The sequence below is a fragment of the Amycolatopsis sp. cmx-4-61 genome (assembly GCF_046548775.1).
GTDB lineage: Bacteria > Actinomycetota > Actinomycetes > Mycobacteriales > Pseudonocardiaceae > Amycolatopsis.
The window spans coordinates 133942-151231 of record NZ_JAEBEI010000008.1 but is presented as its reverse complement, the minus strand read 5'-3'; the positions used below and the strand labels follow the sequence as shown (position 1 = coordinate 151231).

The following is a 17290-nucleotide window of genomic DNA, read 5'->3' as shown; positions in this document are numbered from 1 at the left end:
TCCGGGCGACGCCGCGTTGTTCCGCCTCAGGCCGGTTGTTCGTCCTCAGCGGAATCCGAAGGATCTTCGGCCGCCCGCGTGAACATCCGGGTCGCCGAAAGCCGCGCGACGCCGTCGGGCTCGCCCAGGTCCTCCAGGGAGTTGCGGATCGTCGAGTCCACCGACAGGTACTTCCGGCCCGCCCGCAGGTCGGCGTCGTTGCGCAGCCGCACGATCAGCGGGAACTCCGACAGCGCGCCCGCGTCGAACAGGCCCGTCGTGTAGATCAGCTGCACGCCCAGTGCCTCGGCCACCGCCCGCTGCAGTTCCAGCAGGTACCCGGCCGACGCGCGGCCGATCGGGTTGTCGAGGAACAGCACGCCCGAGTGCCGGTTGCGGACCTTGCCGCGGTTGTTGGCGCGCAACGCGGCCAGGGTGCAGTACAGGATGATCGCCGCGGTGAGCTGCTGGCCGCCCGAAAACACGTCGCGGATCTCCGAGACGCGCTGGCGTTCGGTGCGCAGCACCGAGTCCGGCTTGAGCATGTCGACGCGGAAGCCCTTGGGTGCCGCCGCCCGGACTCCGCGCAGCACCAGGGAAAGCCCGTCACGCTTGACGTCCCGGCCGTCCGCCGTCCTGCCCACGGCGGCTTCGTCGACGACCTCGCCGAGCTTCTCGGTGAGTGCGTTGTCCTCCAGCTCGGTGAAGCGGATGCGGAGGAACTCCTGCCCGGACCAGTCGCCGAGGCCGTCCGGCAGCCGCGAGACGCGCTGCGCGGACCGCAGGGTCCGCAGCGCGCCGTCGACCATGCCCTGCAGGCGGGTGATGATGCCGCCGCGGTGCCGGTCGATCTGCGCGAGGTCGTCGGTCAGCGAGCGCAGGCGCGGCCGCAGCGCTTCGGCCCACTCGGCGGCGTGCGCCGGGAGCTGGTCGCGCTTGACCGAGATGACCTGCTGGCGCACCGGCGTGCTGAGCTTCTCGAACCGCTTCTCCGTCGCGTACTGCGCGAGCTGGTCCGCGGCCGCGCGCACCCGGCGGTCACCGGCGTCGGCGGCTTCCTGCGCCTGGTTGAAGGTCGCGTTCAGCCGGGCGTGCTGGGCGCGCGCGGTGTCGACGTCACCGTCGTAGGCGGCCGCTGCGTCTTTCCCGGTGTCGGTCACCAGGTGGGCCAGCGACTCCGCGAGCAGCGCGAAGCCCGAGGCGGAACTGCGCGCCGACTCCAGGGTGGCTTCCGCCGCCGCCCGGCGTTCCTGCAGCTCTTCCCACTTCCGCGCCGCTGCGGACGCCTCCAGCCCGGCCGCGTCGATCAGCTCCAGGCCGTGCTCGATGTCCCGCGGCTTCTCGCCGGTGACGCCGTTCTGCAGCGGCAGCGCGTCCAGCTCCGCCCGCCGCGTCGAGACGAGCCCGATCGCTTCGGTGCGCTCGTCTTCGAGGCCGTCGACGACCCGGCGGGCGCGGGCCAGTGCGGCCGCGCGGGCCGACGCGTCGGAGCCGTCGGGCGTCTCCAGCAGCTCGGCCGCCCGGGCGCGGACGGCCTCGTCGAGGGACTCGACGGCCGAGCCCGCGGCCGCTTCGGCGGACTCGGCCTGCTCCAGCTCGCTGCGCAGGTCGCTGCCGACCTCCACCTTCGCGTACGCCTCGGACGCCGACGCGTACGTCCGCCGCAGGGCGTCCACCGGCTCGGACGGCACCGGCCCCGCCGCGGCCTCGGCCGCGCCGGGCACCTCGGCCAGTTCGGCCCGCGCGGTCGTCGCCGTCCGGCGGTGCCCGTCGGCGGTCCGCTGCTCCTCCCCCGCCTGCTCGCGCAGCCGCGCGGCCTTGCCCGCCGCGTCGGCCGCCTGCAGGTCGGCGCGCTCGGCGATCTCGGTCGCGCGCTCGGCTTCTTCGGTCCACTCCGCGATCCGCGCGCTGCGCACGCCCAGCTCACCGAGCTTCCGGGCCTTCTCCTCGGCTTCGGCGGCGGCCGCCCGCAGCTCGGGGACGCGTTCGCGCAGCGACCCGGCTTTCTCGCCCAACCGCGCGAACTCCGCCTCGGCCTGCTCCAGCGCCGTGCGGGCGGTCTCGCGTGCGGTCCGGGCCGCCTGCGCCTGCTCGGCCAGGGTCGCGACGGCCCCGGGCGGGTAGTCCTCGCGCCACGTCGTGAGCTTCCACGTCAGCGCGCCGTCCGCGGACAGCTTGGCGGACAACGCTTCCAGACGTCGCTGCCGCTCGGTGTGCCGCCACGCGACGGCTTCCCGCTCGGCGTCGGCGGCCTCTTCGTCGTACATCGCGGGGTTCGGCGGCACGAGGAATTCGACGCCGGGCGCGGACGGCACCTCGGCCTGCAGCGCCTCCGTCGTCCCGACGGCGATGATCGCACTGGGCAGCAGCCGCCGCTCGGTCAGCACCTCGCGGGCGCGGTCGGCGTGGGCGGCCTCGTTGAGCAGCACGCCGGACACCAGCTGCGGCAGGGTTTCCAGGACCTCCGCCCGCCGGGAAGCGTCCAGTTTGGACAGGTACCGCCACCCGGACCACGCGGTGATCCCGGCTTCTTCCAGGGCGTCCAGCGCCGCCTGGACGTCCTCCGGCGGCGGCAGCAGCCCGCCGGACCCCAGCGCGGCGAGGGCCCGCTCGTCGGCGGACTCCTCCATCCGCAGCGCCGTCTGCTCCTTCTCGACGGCCGCGCTCGCCTCGCGCAGCCGCTCCAGCAGCACCGGGAGGTCGCTTTCCAGGTTGACGTCGTCGGCGCCGAGCAGCTCGACCAGGCGGCTTTCGGCGGCGAGGGCGTCGGTCCGGCGGTGGGCGCGGCCGAGGTCCTCGGTGGCGCGTTCGAGGCGGTCCTGGGTGGTGCCGGCGAGCTGGTGAGCCTCGTTCACGGCCCGTTGCGCCGCCTGCAGGTCCGCGCCGACGCGGTCGAGTTCCTGCTCGCGCCGGGTCAGTTCCGAAACGGCCTGCTCGGCGGCCGTCCGCGCGGTCCGCGCGGCTTCGGCGACATCGGCGCCGGACGGCAGCAGCCCCGCCCGGACGGCGGCTTGGACCTCTTCGCGCAGCTCGGTGATCCGCGTGGCCAGCCCGCGCGCCTCCGCCCGGCGGGCGGCCGCGAGGTTCGCGGCTTCGTCGCGCTCGGTCTGCGCCTTCTCGGCTTCGGCCCGCAACGCGCCCGCGTGGGCTTCGGCCTTGTCGGCCTGCCGCTGGGCGTCCTGCGCCAGCGCGTGCAACCCGCGGGCGAGCGCCGAAGCGGCGTCGTTGCGCGCCTTCAGCGCCGGACGCGCCTTCTCCTCCCGGCTGCCGACGAGTTCGCGCAGGTCCTTCGCCTTGCGGGCGGCGTTCAAGGAGTTGAGCACGGTCACCGTCTCGCGCCAGGCTTCCGCTTCGGTCTTGGCCGACGCGAGTTCGGTGTCGACGCGCTTGCGAGCCTCCTGGGCTTCGTCGAGCCGCAGCACCGCGACCAGGCGGCGCAGCTCCGTGACGGCCGCGGCGAGCCGCCGGTGGTCGCCCTCGGCGAGCTTCTCCGCCGACTTCACCTCCGTGACGTGCTCCTCGAGCCCGGACAGCCGCGCGTTCTCGAGTTCGTTGCGGGCGACGACCCGCCCGGCCAGCTCCGCCATGTCGGCTTTCGCCGATTCGGCGATCTTGCGCGACTCGGCGGCGACGCCTTCCTCGGCGGCCAGCGGCCCCAGCAGTTCCAGGGCGCCGGCCACGAAGTCGCGTTCGGCCAGCAGGTCCCCGCGCTGGGCCAGGTTGTGCGCGTAGGTCGCGACGACCTCGGCGAGGTCCTTCGGCTCTTCCTCGGAGATGACCGCGCGCAGCAGGAACTCGACGAAGGCGTCGTCGGTGCCGAACGCGAACGCGTCCGCCGCCTCGCCTTCGCCCGCGTTCATCGCGCGCTGGTAGCGGAACAGCTCCGTGTCGAGGCCGAAGCCGTCGAGGCGGCCGGTCCACTCGTGGTGGCGGCGGGTCCAGGACAGTTCCAGCTCGGGTTCGGCGAGCTGGGCCGCGGTGAGCTTGTCGTGGAAGCCGGACATGGTGAGCAGCCGGCCGTCCTGGGTCATCGGCAGCGTGTCCAGGCCCAGCGCGGCGGTCGGGCGGAAGCAGTACCAGGAGTCGACGAGGTTTTCCGAGTCGGCGGACACGACGTGCCCGCGCCACTCCGAGACCTTGCCGGTGATGATCCGGTGGCCGCTTTCGACGTGCAGCCACTCCAGCACGACGTGCGAGACGTCCTTGGCGGCGACGAACTTCTCGAGCACCTTGGTGCTGGTGGTGCCGACGACCTGGCGGCGGCCGGGCAGCATCACCGAGAAGATGAGCTTGATGAGGACGGACTTGCCGCCGCCGTTCTCGAGGAACAGCACGCTCGCCGGCGACGGGCGGCGCAGCTCGGCCGGCCCGGTCGCGTGGATGCCCGCGCTGAACAGCGCGTCCTGCTGGGGTGCGGTGATCTTGGCGCCGACGCCGCTGAAGTCGAGCACGACGTCCTGGTAGCGGGCACCCGCCGGGCCCACCGAGTGCAGGCGGACCCGCGAAAGCTCGTACATCGATTCCCCTCTTAAAGCGTGTCCGAGGCCGCCGCGCGCAGCGTGCCCCCGGCGTTCGCGACGGCGACGACGTCCAGCGCGAGCAGGTCGTCGAACGCGGCGTCCGCGGCGAGCTCGCGGACCTGGATCTGGTAGCGCGGGGTGGTCCGGTAGGTGCCGCCCTGCTCGTCGCTGACCGGGACCAGGAAACCCTGGTCGGCGAGGAACCGCAGGGCGCGGCTGACCATGCCGCGGGTGGTGTCGGCGGCCAGCCGGCCGTCCTTGGTGGCGGCCGCGGCGGGACGCCGGGTGTAGGCGCGCCACGCCTGTTCGAGCTCCGGCGCGTCCGCCAAGGGGTCGTTGTTGGCCTCGGCGGCCGCGGCGCGTTCGTCCAGCATCCGGGCGGCTTCGCGGACCATCGCGTCGACCTGCTCGACGCTCACGCGGCCGATGTAGGTGTCGTTGGCGAGGTCGTCGGGCCGCGGGTAGCCGAGCGCGGCGGCGGCGAGGTGGATCAGGCCGTGCAGCACCTTCTCCGTCTCGCGGCGTTCGCGGATCTTGGCCTGGCGGGCGTAGGAGTCCATCTTGATCTCGAAGACGGACTCGTCGGTGGCCGCGAGCACCGCGCCGGCCTGCTGGTTGACCTCGAGGACCATCAGCCCGAGCCCGGCGGCGACGGCGTGGGTGAGGGCCTTGAACGCGTTGTCCTCGCCGTAGCGGCGGACGAGGTCGCCGTAGACGACGTCACGCGCGGGCAGCTGCTTCGGCCGCATGCCGAAGGCGACCAGCCGGGCCGCGGCCTCGGCGTCCACGCTGCTGTGGGACAGCGCCATTACGCGACTTCCTCTTCTTCTTCGTCGGCCCGCTCGACGGCGGCGGTGGACAGGAGCAGGTCGGCGCCGCCGAATTCCGGGTCGTCCAGGAGCGTGCCGTCGTCGACGGCGAGCAGCACCGAGCGGTCGCCCTGGCGGCGGGCGGCGCCGATCCCGGGACTGTAGGCGTGGACCGCGCGCAGCGCGACCAGGGCGGCGAGCCCGGGCTGGCGGCTGCGGCGGGCCTCTTCGAGCAGCCCGGACAGCCGCCGTGGCACCTCGGGCAGGTCGAGGAGCTCGTCGGCCGCCCGCCAGACGTCGTCGCCGAACTTGTCGGTGACCTCGGCGGGCATGAGCTCCGGCTCGGGGATCTCGCCGACGAGCTGGTCGCGTTCCGGGGCCGGGCGCAGGAGCAGCGAGACGAGGCTGGACAGGGAGGGCACCACGGGCGCGGCGATGCCCGCGACGGCGTGGAAGAAGTGCTCGGCCGGGGCGACGGCGTCGGCCAGGGGCAGTCCGAGGGTGGGCACGAGGAGCTGGCCGAACAGGTCGATCGTGGCGCGTTGCGGCGGGCCGGAGAACTGCTGGCGGTCCTGCTCGGCGCGGAAGACCGCGCCCGCGTCGGCGAGCCGGGACTGCAGGCGGGTGTGGCGCCGGATGCAGTCGCCGACGATGTCGACGAGCTCGGCGGCGCGGCGCTTGCGGTCGAGGTCCTCGGTTTCGTCGCGGGCGGTGGTGATGTTCTTGAGGATGGCGTTCTCGGCGCGGAAGCGGGCTTCGATGTGGCTCAGCGCGCTGTCCAGCAGCTCCGGGACCTCGCGCTCCCAGTCGACCGAGCGGACGTCCCGGCGGGTCGCGTCGAGCTTCGCGCGCAGCGTCTCGCCGTACTGGACGGTCCGGTAGCGGGCCTGTTCGGCGGCGAGCTTGGCGTCGGCCAGGCGGCCGCGGTTGATCAGGTTCTCCAGCTTGACCTCGGCCGCGATCTGCGCGGATTCGACGTCGGTGTCGAGCGCGCCGACCAGGACGTTGATGGCCTCGTCGGTGGCGCGCAGGTAGACCTCGCCGTCCGGCGCGGCGAGCTCGACGAGCAGCTTGAAGTCGAACTGACGGCGCTGGTAGCCGCCGGGGCCGATCGAGCCGTAGACGCGCCGGAAGCCGCGGTCGGTGGTGCCGACGTTGATCAGGTTGTCCAGGACCCACTTGGCCACCCGGAGGTGCTCCTCGGGCATCCGCGAGGGCGCCTGCCGGGCGATGAACGGCAGCAGCCGGTCGATGACCTCGTCGTGGCCGGCGCCGGTGTCGAAGTCCATCGCGATGGTGACCTGGTCGATCGTGTGCAGCGCGATCTCGGCCATCTGGTAGACCGTGGCGTCGGCCCAGTCGAGCTTGGCCTTGCGCGCGTCGAGGTCGTGCAGCGGCGCGGTGCAGGCCAGCGCCTTGAGGCGGCGGGTCAGCCCCTCGTCGGCCAGGCCCGTCGTCCCGGTGTCGTCGTCTCGCACAGCAGGCCAGGCTAGTCGGCCACCCTCTGCGCACGCGCGGGTGACTCCGTCCATGCCCCCACCACCACCCTCGAAGGTGGCGCTGACGCGCCGCAGTGTTTGCATTAACGTCGCTCACATGCGTGAGATGAGCCGTGACGAATGGTGGCAGTTCGCCTCCGAAGGCACCCGGACCGGCATGTTGGGCCTGGTCAGGAAGGACGGCTCGCCCATCGTGACGCCGATCTGGTTCCTGCTGAACGAGGGCCCGGACGGCGACGAGCTGATCTTCACCACCGGCACCGAGACGCTCAAGGGCAAGGCCATCGCCCGCGACGGCCGCATCTCCCTGGCCGTCGACGACCAGCGCCCGCCGTATTCGTACGTCCAGTTCACCGCCGAGGCGCGGCTGACCCACGACTACGACGACATGCTCGCGTGGGCGACCCGCCTGGGTGGGCGGTACATGGGTGCCGACCAGGCCGAGGCGTACGGCAAGCGCAACGCCGTCCCCGAGGAATCCCTCGTCCGGGCGAAGATCACCAAGGTGATCGCCCGCGCCGACATCGCCGGCTGAGCCCGGTTCGCTGGTAATCTGCCCCCGGGGGTGGGGGCATGCCTTCAGGGGACAGACACGACGCCGTCGAGGCGATCTTCCGCGCGGGCCAGCGGGAGCTGGTCGCCGAACTGGAACGCCTCGACGGCGGGCGCTTCGGCCGGTCCGGGCGCACGAGGCTGCTCGAGAACGGTGACGTCTTCGAACGGGCCGTGGTCAGCGTGAGCTGCTCGGACGAGTTCTTCGCGGCCGGGCTGTCGGTCGTGCTGCACCCGCGCAACCCGTACGTGCCGGCGTTCCAGGCGCAGTTCCACTACCGCGAAGCCGCGGACGCGTGGTGGTTCGGCGGCAGCGTCGACCTCCTCCCCTGCTACGGCTTCGCGTCGGACGCCACGCACTTCCACCGGGTGCTGAAGAACCACTGCGCCACGCTCGACCCGGCGTTCCACGCCCAGGCGAAGCGGGCCTGCGACGACCGCTTCCGCCTCCCGCACCGCGACGAAGCCCGCGGCATCGGCGGCATCCACTTCGACCACCTGCACCTGCCCGGCCCGGACGGCTGGCGGCGCTCGGCCGCGTTCACGGCAGCGGGCATCGCCACCGTCGCGCCGGCGTACTTCCCGATCGTGCGGCGGCGCAAGAACGTGCCGTACGGCGACCGCGAGCGGCAGTGGCAGCTGTACCGCCGCGGCCGGTACGTCGAGTACACACTCGTCCACGAGGCGACGCAGGCCGACGCGGAAGCGATCCTGCTGGCGCTGCCGCCGTCGGCGCGGTGGCAGCCGGAGTGCCCGCCCGAGCCGGGGAGCGCGGAGGCGGAGCTGGCGTCCTTCCTGGTGCCGCGCGACTGGGCGGCCGAAACCGTCGGTGCCCGCCGGTAGCGTCGAAACCGGGGCGCCCCGCTGAGCGGGAAACCCTTGGCACGGCGGGTAACCCCTCGTGCCGAGTATTGACAGAGCCCGCTCCAGGGTGTGTGATCTGTCCATAGATAGGAAACTTTCCTAACTATTGTCGCCGGTGGTCCGCCGACCCCTTCCGCCCCGGTCACCCCCTGTCCCCCGACAACACAGGAGGCTCCCAGTGGCACCCCGTCCACCGTGGCGTGCGGTACTGGCCGGTACCGCCGTCGCGGCGCTCGGCTCCACCGTCGTCAGCCCGGTAAGCGCTTTCGCGGCCGACACCGGCTACGAGTCCGAGAACGCCACCATTTCCCAGGGCACGGTCGAGTCGAACCACGCCGGCTACAGCGGCACCGGTTTCGTCAACTTCGACAACGTCGCCGGCAGCTACGTCGAATACTCCGTGAACGCGGCCCAGGCGGGCACGCACACCCTGACCTTCCGCTACGCCAACGGAACCACCGACAACCGGCCGGTGAAGCTGACCGTCGACGGCGGCGACAAGGGCACCGTCGACTTCCCCGGCACCGGCGCGTGGACGACCTGGAAGACCGTCACCGCGACCGTCCAGCTCACCGCCGGGGTCAACAAGGTCCGCACCACCGCGACCACCGCCAACGGCGGCCCGAACGCCGACAAGCTCACCGACACCTTCACCGCGCCCACCGACGGCGAGCCGCCGTCGCCGCCGTCGAACCTCAAGGCGAGCGACATCCTGCCCACCGCGGCCACCTTCTCCTGGACCGCCGCGACGGACAACGTCGGCGTCGTCCGCTACGAGATCAACCGCGGCGGCAACATCCTCAAGACGGTCGACGGCACCACCACCAGCGCGACGGTCGACAACCTGACCCCGAACACGGCCTACGACATCTCGGTCGGGGCCTACGACGCCGCCGGCAACCCGTCGCAGCAGAGCAACGTGGTCACCTTCACCACGCCGCCGAGCGACGACACCACCCCGCCCACCGTGCCGGGCAACCTGCGCACCACCGGCGTCACCGCGAACAGCGTCTCCCTCGCGTGGAACGCCTCCACGGACAACGGCGGCACGATCGCGGGTTACGACGTCTACCAGGGCACCACGAAGGTGGCGACGACGACGTCACCGAGCACGACGGTCACCGACCTGACCCCGAACACGTCCTACACGTTCACGGTCAAGGCCCGCGACCCCGACGGCAACAGCTCGGCGGCCAGCAACGCCGTCACGGTGAAGACCGGCGCTCCGGGCGGCGCCGGGGGCATCCCGGAGTACGACAAGGACATCGCGAAGGTCGACCTCGGCTGGGCGGTCGGCTTCCTCCCGAACGGCAACGCGCTGGTGACCGAGCGGGACCGCTTCGAGGTGCTGCTGGTGACGCCGTCCGGGCAGAAGACCACGCTGGGCAAGGTGCCCGGCGCGGTCACGACCAACGGCGAAGGCGGCCTGCTCGGCCTGGCGATCTCGCCGAACTGGGCGGCCGACCACGCGATCTACCTCTACCACACGGCATCCGCGGACAACCGGATCGTGAAGATGACCTACGACGGCACCACGCTGTCGTCGACGTCGACGCCGGTGCTGACCGGGATCGCGAAGAACCGCTACCACAACGGCGGCCGCATCAGGTTCGGCCCGGACGGCAAGCTGTACGCCACCGTCGGCGACGCGAAGAACAGCGACAACGCGCAGAACAAGAGCTCGCTCAACGGGAAGATCCTGCGGCTGAACCCCGACGGTTCGGCACCGTCGGACAACCCGTTCTACGCCACCGGCGGCAACGCCCGGTATGTCTGGAGCTACGGCCACCGCAACCCGCAGGGCCTGGCCTGGGACTCCCGCGGGCAGCTGTGGGCGGCGGAGTTCGGCGAAAGCAGCCAGGACGAGCTCAACCTCATCCAGAAGGGCGGCAACTTCGGCTGGCCCAGCTGCGAGGGCACGCAGGGCAGCTGCAGCGGCTTCATCGCCCCGAAGAAGACCTGGCCGACATCACAGGCGGGACCGAGCGGGGTGGAGATCGTCAACGACTGGATCTACATCGCCGGCGTCACCGGCCAGCAGCTGTTCGCCACGCAGATCAACGCCGCCGGCACCGGTGTCGGCACGGTGTCGACGCTGTTCTCCGGCCGCTGGGGCCGGCTGCGCTCGGTCACCAGGACCCCGGACGGCGGGCTGTGGCTGACCTCGACGAACAACGACAAGAACGGCGGCACGCCGTCGGTGCTGGACAACGTGATCGTGCGGCTGAAGTTCCCGGGCGGCAGCGGGTTCAAGCTGACCAGCTCGGCCTTCGCCGACAACGCGACCATCCCGGACAAGTACACCTGCGCCGGCGACGGCACGGCGGGCCAGGACCCGTCGCCGCCGCTGGCGTGGGGTGCCGCCGACGGCGCGAAGGGCTACGCGGTCGTGTTCGCCGACGTCGCCGGCGGCGGGAACAAGCTGCACTGGGCGATCTGGGACGTCCCGGCGGCCACCCGGTCCCTGCCGGAAGGGCTCGGGGCGGGCTACACCGTGCCGGACCGGGGCGGGGCGAAGCAGAAAGCCATGGGCAGCGGGGCGAACGCGCAGAAGTTCTTCGGTCCCTGCCCGGGCGGCTCGAGCCACCCGTACACGTTCACGCTCTACGCCCTGAACACCGCCACGGTCCCCGGCCTGACGTCGGCTTCGACGATGGCGCAGATCGAAACGGCGATCAAGGGCGCGTCGACGGCGAACGCGGTGCTGCGCGGCCAGTCCGGCGCGGCCGCCTGAAAGCCGCGGCAGGGGTGACCGGAGCGGCGCCGGTCACCCCTGCCGCACCCGCACCCCCGCACCTCGGCTCAGCCGGCCCGCGCTCAGCTCGGTTCGGCGATCCGGCGCAGGTGGGCGTCGACGTCGAAGCCGTGTTCCTCCAGCCGGCGGCGGGCCAGCAGGAGCTCGTCGGGGGTGAACAGCTCGGCGTACTCCTCGCGGAGCATGGTCGCCTCGGAGCTGCGGCCGAGCTGGTTCTTCTCCCAGAGCACGGTGAACCCGCCCGCGGTGCCCGCGCCGCGCAGCAGCAGCCGGGCCGCTTCGACGCCGCCGTGCTCGCGCACCATGCGTTCGAACTGCGCGGGCCGGTAGCCGTAATCCTTGGCCAGGACCCGGCACCCGTCGAGCAGGTCCTCGGTGAACCGCGCGGCGAGCCGGGGATCGGCCGGGACGGATGCGGCTGGTTCGGGCATGGGGCAACCTCTCGACGCGACGGCTTCCCAGATTAATCGCGGACCGGGCCGGTTTCGCTACGCCATTCGAGCAACGAATCTGCGAAGAGCACTCTCCGTGTCACCCACCACGAGTGGAGCGAGCCGTTCGACGGCGACCTGACCGGGCGCGGGCTCACCAGCCGAACAGGCCGCCCATGATCCGGGCGCAGCGGGCCGTCATCGCGCCGGCGTCTTCGTCCGGGCGGTCGATCCACCAGCTGATCAGCGAGTCGACCACGCCGGTCCACACCTGCGCGACGGCCTCGATGTCGGCGGCGTCGGTCAGGCCGCGCGAGGTCAGCAGCTGCGTGGCGCCGAGCACGGCGAACGCGTCGAGCCGGCGGCGGTAGTCCGCGGCCGCCGCGGCGATGTCACCGGTCGAGGGCACCGTCGCGTCGCGCAGGAGGCGCCACGCGTACCGGTCGTGGTCGAACGTCGTGAAGATCGCCGAGAGCACCTTCAGCGGCATCTGGTCGGGCTCGCCGCCGCCCGCCATGGTCGTCGCGACGCCGTCGGTCAGCCGCCCGCCCGCGCGGTGCAGGCAGACCAGGTAGAGCCCGTCCTTCGAGCCGAAGTACTGGTACAGCAACGGTTTGGTGACCCCGACCCGGCGCGCGATCTCGACCATGGAGGCGCCCGCGTACCCGGCGCGGCCGAACTCCTCGGTGCCGGCCACGACGAGCTGGGCCTCGCGCTCCTCGCGGGGCATCCCCTTGGTCCCGACCGCCCTTGACTCCGTCACGCGCCAGAGCCTACCGTGCGTAAAGTGACCTCAGGGTAAGTTACCGTGCGGTCAGCTCCGAGGAGGCGACGTGGCCGAGTTCCTGGCGCACCTGCGCGACCCCGTGTTGTTCGCGGTTCCGGTGTTCCTGCTGTTCGTGACGATCGAAATCGTGGCCGTGCACGTCCTCGGCCACGACGACAACGTGCTGGGCTACAGCGTCGCCGACACGCGCACGAGCATGCTGATGGGCACGGTCGCCGTCGGCGTCAACGCGCTGTTCCGCCTGGTGATGCTGGTCGTGTTCGCGGCGCTGTCCGAGCTGGCGCCGGTGCGGTTCGACCCGCGCGACTGGTGGACGTGGGTGCTCATGCTGCTCGGCCAGGAACTGGTGTTCTACGCCTACCACCGAGCCAGCCACCGCGTGCGGCTGCTGTGGGCCGGGCACCAGGTGCACCACTCCAGCGAGCACTACAACTTCTCGACGGCGCTGCGCCAGAAGTGGACCCCGTACTTCCAGCTGCCGTTCTGGTCGGTGCTGGCGCTGTGCGGGATCCCGCCGTGGATGATCCTGACCGGGTTGTCGATCGACCTGGTCTACCAGTTCTTCGTGCACACGGAGAAGGTCGGCAAGCTGCCGCGCTGGTTCGAGTACGTGTTCAACACCCCGTCCCACCACCGCGTCCACCACGGCAGCGACGCGGAGTACCTGGACGCGAACTACGGCGGCATCCTGATCGTCTGGGACAGGGTATTCGGCAGTTTCGTCCCGGAGGGCAAGCGGCCGACGTACGGGCTGACGAAGAACATCGAGACCTACAACCTGCTGCGCGTGGGGTTCCACGAGTACGGCTCGATCCTGCGCGACCTGCGCGGCGCCCGGACGTGGCGGGAGCGCGCGGGGTACGTGTTCGGGCCACCCGGCTGGCAGCCCGAAAGCGTGCCCGCGTGACATCGCAGCCGCACGGGGTTAACGCGGCCCGCCATCTCGTAACACCCCGGTAGCACCCCGGCGCCGCCGCCGAAACGCGGGACCTCGAACCTCGGAAGCGAACGAGGGAAGGGAAAGCGCATGCTGCAGGTTTCGCCGGAAATCGGCACCTGGCTCACCCGGCGCAGCAGCAGGGTGAGCGACTGGACGGTCGGCGAGCTCGTCGCGGCCAAACGCGGCACCACGGTGTCCGTGGTCATCCCGGCCCGGAACGAGGAAGCCACCGTCGGCGCGATCGTCACGGCGATCCGGGAGGAGCTGCACGGCGTGCTCGTCGACGAGATCCTCGTCGTCGACAGCCGTTCCACCGACGCCACCGCCGAGGTGGCCGCGGCCGCGGGGGCGGCCGTCGTCGCGCAGGACGCCGTCTTCCCGGGGCTCGACGGGCTGGCCGGCAAGGGGGAAGCGCTCTGGAAGGGCGTCGCGGCGACGAGCGGCGACCTCGTCGTCTTCGTCGACGGCGACCTGTACGACTTCACCACGGACTACGTCACCGGGCTGCTCGGCCCGCTGCTCACCGACCCGTCGGTGGCCTACGTCAAGGGCTTCTACCACCGCCCCCTCGGCACCGAGGCGGACGGCGGCGGCCGTGTCACCGAACTGGTCGCCCGTCCGCTGCTCAACATGTTCTGGCCGGAGCTGGCCGGGTTCGTCCAGCCGCTGGCCGGCGAATACGCCGGCCGGCGTGAGGTGCTGGAGAGCATCCCGTTCGTCGCCAACTACGGCGTCGAGGTGGGGCACCTCATCGACCTGCTGGAACTGCGCGGCCTCGACGCACTGGCCCAGGTCGACCTGGGCCACCGCACGCACCGCCACCAGAGCACGCAGGCACTGGGCCGCATGGCCGGCCAGATCATGCAGACGCTGTTCGACCGCCTGGAACGCCACGGCCGCCTGGTGACGGCGGCCCCACCGGCGACGCTGCTGGCCCAGTTCCGGCGGGGGACGTCGCCCGGGGTCGAGCGGGAGATCGTGCTGACCGACCTCACGTCCCCGCAGCGCCCGCCCTTGAACAGCCTGGCCTTGCGGGACATCGCGTAGCTCACGGGCCGAGCGCCGGCCGGGCGACGTCGGCAGCCGCGGCCGGGCGGGGTTCTCCGGCAAGCCGGTCTCGCGATCCGCCGGGCGGCGAGCTGCGCTTCGTCGCCCGGTCCGCGGACCCGGTGGTCGGCCTGCCCGGCGAACCACCGGCGACGGCACCCGCTGCCGTTCACTCCCGGGTGGATCGACCACCCGGGCCCGATCCCGCGATCGCCGCAAGCGTGGCTGCGGGACCTCGTCAGGCGTCTTCCTCTTCCAGCATCTCCGGGGTGACCGCCGACTCGGTGTCCGGGATGTTCAGATCCTTCGCCCGCTTGTCCGCCATCGCCAGCAGGCGGCGGATGCGGCCCGCCACCGCGTCCTTCGTCATCTGCGGGTCCGACAGCTGGCCCAGCTCCTCCAGGGACGCCTGGCGGTTGGACAGCCGCAGGCGGCCCGCCGCCAGGAGGTGGTCCGGGGCCGTGTCGCCGAGGATCTCCAGGGCTCGCTCCACCCTCGCCGCCGCCGCCACCGCCGCGCGGGCGGACCGGCGCAGGTTCGCGTCGTCGAAGTTGGCCAGGCGGTTCGCCGTCGCGCGGACCTCGCGGCGCATGCGGCGCTCTTCCCACTGCAGGACGCTCGCGTGCGCGCCCAGGCGGGTCAGCAGCGCGCCGATCGCGTCGCCGTCGCGGACCACCACCCGGTCGGCGCCGCGGACCTCGCGGGACTTCGCCTGGATGCCCATCCGGCGTGCCGCGCCCACCAGGGCCAGGGCCGCCTCCGGCCCGGGGCACGTCACCTCGAGCGACGACGAGCGGCCCGGTTCGGTCAGCGATCCGTGCGCGAGGAACGCGCCCCGCCACGCCGCTTCCGCGTCGGCCACGCCGCCGGACACCACGGCCGCCGGCAGCCCGCGCACCGGGCGGCCGCGCTGGTCGATCAAGCCCGTCTGGCGGGCCAGGCCCTCGCCGTCCTTCACCACGCGCACGACGTACCGGGTGCCCTTGCGCAGCCCGCCGCTGGCGGTGATGACGTGGACGTCGGAATGGTGGCCGTACAGCTCGTGGATCTCCTTGCGCAGCCGTCGCGCGACCGAACCCGTGTCCAGCTCCGCCTCCACGACCACCCGGCCGGCCACGATGTGCAGCCCGCCGGCGAAGCGAAGCAGCGACGCGACCTCCGCCCGGCGCGGCCCGATCTTCGTGATCTCCAGCCGGCTCAGCTCGTCCTTCACCGCGGCGGTCATCGCCATTACTGCCCCTCCCTGCCTTTCGCTCCTCCCCCGTGCTCCCCGCCGAGACCGAGAGCCTCCCGCATGCACAACGCGAGCGCATCAGGATCATGCCGTCCCGGCACTTCGGGGTCGGCCACCGCCCCCAGGTGCGCCCGGCCGCCGAGCCGCTCCGCCGCGCGGCGGAGATTCGCCGGGTCGGGCACGGAATCGCGGTCCGCGATCACCGCGTCGACCCGCAGATCCGGCGCGTGCTCGAAGAGTACGTCGAGATGACGCTCCGGGGAGAATCCCGCGGTTTCCCCCGGCTGGGGGACAAGGTTCAGCACGAGGGCCTTCGTCGCGGCCGTCCGCACCAGCGCGTCGCGCAGCCCGGGCACGAGCAGGTGGGGCAGCACACTGGTGAACCACGAGCCCGGCCCGAGGAACACGACGTCGGCGTTCAGCACCGCTTCCACGGCCTCTTCGCACGCCAGTGGCGGCCGCCCGGCCCGGCCCGGCGAGCGCAGGCTGACGCGGCGCACCTGCCCCGGGGTGGTGGCCACCGCGACCTGGCCGCGGATCGTGCGCAGCGCCGTCGGGTCCTCGCTGTCCAGGCCGCTGACCTGACCCTCGATCTCCAGCGGCTCGGGCGACATCGGCAGCACGCGGCCCGAGACGCCCATCAGCCGGCACGCCTCGTCGAGCGCCGCGACCGGGTCGCCGAGCACCTCGAAGAGCCCGGCCAGCAGCAGGTTCCCCACCGCGTGCCCGGCCAGCGCGCCGTCGCCGCCGAAGCGGTGCTGGAAGACCTCGGCCCACAGCGTGCCGCCGTCCTCCGCGGCGAAGGCGGCGAACGCCTGCCGCAGGTCACCGGGCGGCAGCAGGCCGAGTTCGCGCCGCAGCCGTCCGGACGATCCGCCGTCGTCGGCCACGGTCACGATCGCGGTGACGTCGGGGGTCACCCGCCGCACCGCGGACAGCGTGGCGTGCAGTCCGTGGCCGCCCCCGAGGGCGACCGCGCGCACGTTATTCACGACCAAGGTCGCGGTGCACCACCTTCACGGCCATACCGTCCTCATTGGACAGACGCTGGGCGAGCTCCTCGGACAGCGCCACGCTGCGGTGCTTGCCGCCGGTGCAGCCGACGGCCAGCGTCAGGTACCGCTTGCCCTCGCGCTTGTAGCCGGCGCCGATCAGCCGCAGCAGCTGGTGGTAGCGGTCGAGGAACTCCTCGGCGCCCTCCTGCGAAAGGACGTAGTTGCGGACCTCGCCGTCGAGGCCCGTGTGCTCGCGCAGTTCCGGGATCCAGAACGGGTTGGGCAGGAACCGCACGTCCATCACCAGGTCGGCGTCCATCGGCAGGCCGTACTTGTAGCCGAAGGACAGCACGGTGACCCGGGTCTGCGTGCTCGCCTCGGAGCCGAAGGCGTCCTCGATCTTGGCCCGCAGGTCGTGCACCGACAGCGACGACGTGTCGAGCACCAGGTCGGCCTCTTCGCGCAGCGGCTCCAGCAGGGTCCGCTCCGCGGTGATGCCGTCGGCCAGCCGGCCGTCACCCTGCATCGGGTGGCCCCGGCGGACGGCCTCGAACCGCCGCACCAGCACCGCGTCGGTCGCCTCCAGGAACAGCACCCGCGGCTTGTAGCCCCGGGCGTCGAGGTCCTTGATCACCGAGGCCAGGTCGTCGGTGAACGCGCGCGAGCGCACGTCCATGACGACGGCCACCTTCGTGATCGCGCCGCGCGCCTGCGCGCCCAGCTCGACCATGGTGGCGATCAGCTCCGGGGGCAGGTTGTCGACGACGAACCAGCCCAGGTCCTCCAGGCACTTGGCCGCCGTGCTGCGGCCCGCCCCGGACAACCCGGACACGACCGCGACCTCCATGCCGGAGCCGCGGATCTCCTCTTGCGCACTC

General features: G+C 72.4%; 13 protein-coding genes. 5 read left to right on the top strand and 8 right to left on the bottom strand.

The window, feature by feature from the left end; translation table 11 throughout:
• Positions 1-26: 26 nt before the first annotated feature.
• The 3 genes from ACLJOU_RS23525 to ACLJOU_RS23515 are packed head-to-tail and all read right to left on the bottom strand — an operon-like array spanning position 27 to position 6786.
• A complete protein-coding gene (locus tag ACLJOU_RS23525; RefSeq protein WP_410569927.1) occupies positions 27-4496 on the bottom strand; it encodes a hypothetical protein in 4470 nt (1489 codons plus the stop codon).
• Between the two features lie 11 nt (positions 4497-4507).
• Complete coding sequence (locus ACLJOU_RS23520) at positions 4508-5308, bottom strand: hypothetical protein (protein WP_410569925.1); 801 nt, start codon at positions 5306-5308, stop codon at positions 4508-4510.
• Complete coding sequence (locus ACLJOU_RS23515; RefSeq protein WP_410569923.1) at positions 5308-6786, bottom strand: hypothetical protein; 1479 nt, start codon at positions 6784-6786, stop codon at positions 5308-5310. Before ACLJOU_RS23515 ends, ACLJOU_RS23520 begins: the two co-directional genes overlap by 1 nt.
• 118 nt (positions 6787-6904) lie before the next feature.
• On the opposite strand from ACLJOU_RS23515, the gene ACLJOU_RS23510 reads away from it, so the two are divergent.
• The 3 genes from ACLJOU_RS23510 (at position 6905) to ACLJOU_RS23500 (ending at position 10957) form a co-directional block, all read left to right on the top strand.
• A complete protein-coding gene (locus ACLJOU_RS23510; protein WP_410569922.1) occupies positions 6905-7342 on the top strand; it encodes a PPOX class F420-dependent oxidoreductase in 438 nt (145 codons plus the stop codon).
• Positions 7343-7380: 38 nt separating this feature from the next.
• Positions 7381-8202 carry a coproporphyrinogen III oxidase gene (locus ACLJOU_RS23505; RefSeq protein ID WP_410569921.1) on the top strand — a complete coding sequence of 274 codons (822 nt, stop codon included), beginning with the start codon at positions 7381-7383 and terminating at the stop codon, positions 8200-8202.
• 199 nt (positions 8203-8401) lie between these two features.
• Positions 8402-10957 (top strand): PQQ-dependent sugar dehydrogenase, encoded by a 2556-nt coding sequence (locus ACLJOU_RS23500; protein WP_410569919.1) that lies wholly within the window; start codon positions 8402-8404, stop codon positions 10955-10957.
• Positions 10958-11040: 83 nt separating this feature from the next.
• Here ACLJOU_RS23500 and ACLJOU_RS23495 read toward each other — a convergent pair whose 3' ends face one another.
• Entirely contained in the window at positions 11041-11409 is a 369-nt protein-coding gene (locus ACLJOU_RS23495) for a hypothetical protein (protein ID WP_410569917.1), read from the bottom strand.
• 154 nt (positions 11410-11563) lie between these two features.
• Positions 11564-12172 carry a TetR/AcrR family transcriptional regulator gene (locus ACLJOU_RS23490; protein WP_410569916.1) on the bottom strand — a complete coding sequence of 203 codons (609 nt, stop codon included), beginning with the start codon at positions 12170-12172 and terminating at the stop codon, positions 11564-11566.
• Between the two features lie 70 nt (positions 12173-12242).
• Here ACLJOU_RS23490 and ACLJOU_RS23485 point away from each other — a divergent pair, with 70 nt between their 5' ends.
• Together ACLJOU_RS23485 and ACLJOU_RS23480 are read left to right on the top strand one after the other, a co-directional pair.
• Positions 12243-13103 (top strand): sterol desaturase family protein, encoded by an 861-nt coding sequence (locus ACLJOU_RS23485; RefSeq protein ID WP_410569914.1) that lies wholly within the window; start codon positions 12243-12245, stop codon positions 13101-13103.
• Between the two features lie 120 nt (positions 13104-13223).
• On the top strand, positions 13224-14183 hold the full coding sequence (locus ACLJOU_RS23480) for a glucosyl-3-phosphoglycerate synthase (protein ID WP_410569912.1): 960 nt from the start codon (positions 13224-13226) through the stop codon (positions 14181-14183).
• Positions 14184-14421: 238 nt separating this feature from the next.
• Here ACLJOU_RS23480 and whiA read toward each other — a convergent pair whose 3' ends face one another.
• From whiA to rapZ, 3 genes are read right to left on the bottom strand one after another with little or no spacing between them, the layout of a single operon-like run.
• On the bottom strand, positions 14422-15414 hold the full coding sequence (whiA, locus tag ACLJOU_RS23475; protein WP_043788299.1) for a DNA-binding protein WhiA: 993 nt from the start codon (positions 15412-15414) through the stop codon (positions 14422-14424).
• On the bottom strand, positions 15414-16400 hold the full coding sequence (locus ACLJOU_RS23470; protein WP_410570287.1) for a gluconeogenesis factor YvcK family protein: 987 nt from the start codon (positions 16398-16400) through the stop codon (positions 15414-15416). Before ACLJOU_RS23470 ends, whiA begins: the two co-directional genes overlap by 1 nt.
• 1 nt (position 16401) lies before the next feature.
• Positions 16402-17259 carry an RNase adapter RapZ gene (gene rapZ, locus ACLJOU_RS23465; protein ID WP_176178290.1) on the bottom strand — a complete coding sequence of 286 codons (858 nt, stop codon included), beginning with the start codon at positions 17257-17259 and terminating at the stop codon, positions 16402-16404.
• Positions 17260-17290 lie beyond the last annotated feature (31 nt).

Bases quoted from the DNA above. Each gene is read 5' to 3' on its own strand.
- ACLJOU_RS23525 (WP_410569927.1), bottom strand. From the start codon at position 4,496: ATGTACGAGCTTTCGCGGGTCCGCCTGCACTCGGTGGGCCCGGCGGGT.
- ACLJOU_RS23520 (WP_410569925.1), bottom strand. From the start codon at position 5,308: ATGGCGCTGTCCCACAGCAGCGTGGACGCCGAGGCCGCGGCCCGGCTG.
- ACLJOU_RS23510 (WP_410569922.1), top strand. From the start codon at position 6,905: ATGCGTGAGATGAGCCGTGACGAATGGTGGCAGTTCGCCTCCGAAGGC.
- ACLJOU_RS23505 (WP_410569921.1), top strand. From the start codon at position 7,381: ATGCCTTCAGGGGACAGACACGACGCCGTCGAGGCGATCTTCCGCGCG.
- ACLJOU_RS23495 (WP_410569917.1), bottom strand. From the start codon at position 11,409: ATGCCCGAACCAGCCGCATCCGTCCCGGCCGATCCCCGGCTCGCCGCG.
- ACLJOU_RS23480 (WP_410569912.1), top strand. From the start codon at position 13,224: ATGCTGCAGGTTTCGCCGGAAATCGGCACCTGGCTCACCCGGCGCAGC.
- whiA (WP_043788299.1), bottom strand. From the start codon at position 15,414: ATGGCGATGACCGCCGCGGTGAAGGACGAGCTGAGCCGGCTGGAGATC.
- rapZ (WP_176178290.1), bottom strand. From the start codon at position 17,259: ATGGAGGTCGCGGTCGTGTCCGGGTTGTCCGGGGCGGGCCGCAGCACG.